Source organism: Streptomyces sp. NPDC085460, assembly GCF_044541975.1.
Taxonomy (GTDB): Bacteria; Actinomycetota; Actinomycetes; order Streptomycetales; family Streptomycetaceae; genus Streptomyces.
Map to the genome: position 1 here is coordinate 1 of NZ_JBITTO010000028.1, position 1,548 is coordinate 1,548.

Here is a 1,548-nt window from a genome sequence, read left to right on the forward strand (position 1 = left end):
CCTAAGGGCTGTCCCGTAAAGATCTTGGCTGCGGGTCCGGAGCGGTCTGGACAGCTGGTGGGGTGCTCAGCTGGTGGTTCGTGAGGTGCTCAGGGACCGGGCGAAGCCGGCGAGCGTGTGGAAGTCGTTCTCCCGGAGGCCGATCCGTGGGTTGACGTGGTGCAGGAGCCCGGTTCCCTGGTGATGGGCGGTCACGTACGTCTGGTCCAGCGCGCTCTGCTCGTCGTCCACCCAGGCAAAAGGACGGCCGTCTGCGTAGTTCACCAGTGGTCCGGTCTTCCAGTGGACTCCATCGGGGCGTTCTTGAAGTAGAACGTCGCCGAAGTCGACGAAGGGAAGTTCTGGAAGGCCGAGGACCGGCGCGATCCACCGGTTGGCGTCGTCCATCCATGTGGTGGCCCAGCACAGCTCGAAGCCGAGCTGGAGCAGATTTCGCCCGTGCTCTGGGTTGAGCCAGACTCGCAGGGGGCGCCGTCGGGACGAGAGGCCCCTGTCGTCCCCATGGGCGTCGTTCCTGGGAACTCGGATTGTGGTGTAGCCGTCGGGACGTCTCTCCGGCTTGGCTGCGTAAGGGTTGAGTGGCCCATCCACGTCGAGGAACAGCAGCGGTCGGTTCACGGTTTCCCCCGGTCTTACTCACTGTGGACTGCCCTGGTCAGCGTAGCGGCGGGATTGTCACGGCATGGAGTCAGCCCGGGTGATGATCATGAAGTGGCGAGTGTGATCACGGCGTCGGAGCCGTCCTGGATAGCCCCGTTCGCGGGACTGAGCCCGCGCTGCTTCGGCAAGCTGCTGGCCATGCTGCGTCGGGATGGAGCAGATGTGGTCCACCGAGGCCGGCCGTGGAGTCTGCCGCTGGAAGACAGGGTTCTGCTGGTCACGGCATACTGGCGCACCAATCTGACGTTGCGGCAGCTCGCCCCGCTGTTCGGCATCTCGAAGTCCACGGCCGGCCGGGTCATCAACCACCTCGGCCCCCTACTGGCGCTCCGGTCGCGCGAGCGGTTCGCCAAGAACACCGTGCTCATTGTGGATGGCACCCTGGTCCCCACCCGCGACCACACCATCGCCGAGCGGTCGAAGAACTATCGGTACTCCACCAACCACCAGATCGTCATCGACGCCGACACCCGCCTGGTCGTGGTGGTCGGCCGGCCGCTCGCCGGGAACCGCAACGATTGCAAGGCGTGGGAGGAGTCCGGTGCTAAGGCCGCGGTCGGGAAGACCACCACGATCGCCGATGGCGGCTACCCCGGCACCGGATTGGTCATCCCACACCGCCGGCAGCGCGGCCAGACCGAACTCCCGGCCTGGAAAGAGGAACACAACAAGTCCCACAAGCAGGTCCGCGCCCGCGTCGAGCACGTCTTCGCCCGCATGAAGACCTGGAAGATCCTCCGCGACTGCCGCCTCAAAGGCGACGGCGTCCACCACGCCATGCTCGGCATCGCCCGTCTACACAACCTCGCCCTCGCCGGATAGGTCACACGCGGCACGGTGAGCCGCTACGTCCGGCGACTCCAAGATCCTTAACGGGACAACCCTTAG

The 1,548-nt window shown here is 65.8% G+C and carries 2 protein-coding genes; one reads left to right on the plus strand and one right to left on the minus strand.

Annotated features, from left to right (window positions below):
* Positions 1 to 66: 66 nt before the first annotated feature.
* Entirely contained in the window at positions 67 to 618 is a 552-nt protein-coding gene (locus ACIGHB_RS34255) for a hypothetical protein (RefSeq protein ID WP_399918746.1), read from the minus strand.
* A gap of 93 nt (positions 619 to 711) precedes the next feature.
* Here ACIGHB_RS34255 and ACIGHB_RS34260 point away from each other — a divergent pair, with 93 nt between their 5' ends.
* A complete protein-coding gene (locus ACIGHB_RS34260) occupies positions 712 to 1,482 on the plus strand; it encodes a transposase (protein WP_399918748.1) in 771 nt (256 codons plus the stop codon).
* The last annotated feature ends 66 nt before the right edge of the window (positions 1,483 to 1,548 follow it).